This is a genomic window from Micromonospora sp. 15K316, from assembly GCF_004348525.1.
Classification (GTDB): Bacteria; Actinomycetota; Actinomycetes; order Mycobacteriales; family Micromonosporaceae; genus Micromonospora.
Window position 1 is genome coordinate 1 of record NZ_SMKG01000422.1, and the last position, 1,189, is coordinate 1,189.

1 protein-coding gene is annotated in these 1,189 nt (G+C 77.1%); it reads right to left on the reverse strand.

Annotated elements, in window-relative coordinates; genetic code table 11:
- Positions 1–860: serine/threonine-protein kinase (locus tag E1211_RS32110; protein ID WP_132354002.1), on the reverse strand; the 860-nt coding region annotated here is incomplete at its 3' end.
- Between the last annotated feature and the right edge of the window lie 329 nt (positions 861–1,189).

Genomic DNA, 1,189 nt, shown 5'->3' on the forward strand with positions numbered 1-1,189 from the left:
GGCCGGACCTCGGTGGGCGGGTCGGCCGGATCGGCCCGCAGGCGGGTCGCGAGCTGCGCGGCGGTGGGCCGCCGGCCCGGGTCCGCGGCGAGGCAGGAGAGGATCAGGTCGGCGATCTCGGCCGGCAGCCCGGGAACCCGTGGCGGCGGCACCGGGCTGTGCCGCTGGTGCGCCTCGACCGCGTCCTCCCAGGTCTGCACGGCCAGCGGCGCCCGCCCGGTGAGGGTGCGGTAGAGCAGCGCGCCGAGGGCGTAGACGTCGCTGGCCGGGTCGGGTGGGCCGGCCGAGAGCCGCTCCGGCGCGACGTACGCCGGGGTGCCCATGAGCAGTTCGGCGGTCTGCCCGGCGAGCGGGTGGTGCGGCCCGGCGAGCGTGGCGATGCCGAAGTCGAGCACCTTGGCGCCGGTCTCGGTGAGCATGACGTTGCCCGGCTTGACGTCGCGGTGCACCACCCCGAGGCGGTGCGCCGCGGCGAGGGCGGAGGCGACCTGGCCGGCGGTGCGGACCGCCTCGGGCCACGGGAGCGGTCCGCCGGCGAGCCGGTCGGCCAGGTTGTCACCGTCGACCAGCTCCATCACGAGGTACGGCACGACCTCGCCGCCGGGCAGGGTCGCCTCGCCGTAGTCGTACACCCGGGTGACGTTCGGGTGGGTCAGCCGGGCGGCGGCGCGGGCCTCGCGCTGGATGGTGGCCCGCAGCTGCGGGTCGGCGGCGAGTTCCGCGGCGAGGGCCTTGACCGCGACGGAGCGGCCGAGCACCTCGTCGTCGGCGCGCCACACCTCGGACATCCCGCCGAGGCCGATGCGCTCGCGCAGGACGTACCGATCGTGCAACCGGAGTGCGGGCGTGAACGGCGACATGGGCGTCCAGTCTGCCCGGCCGTTGCCACCCGACACCACCTTCGATGCCCGATTCCGCACCGGCAGGCTCGCTCGTGCCCACATGGCCGGTGCGGAACCGGTTGAAAACGGATCGTGAACGGGCCCGGCGAGGGGCGGGCCCGGCCGCGAGTGGTCGGCCGAGGCTGCGTCAGGAGCGGGGACCCTGTCAGGAGCAGTGCGCCGACGCCGCCGGCTGGGGCTGGATCCGGTCGGCGAGCCGCCGCAGGACGACGGCGGCGGCGAGCCGGGTGGGGGCCAGTCGGGGGGCACGCGGCCGGTCGGGCCGGACGGGTGCGTCCGGGCGGGCC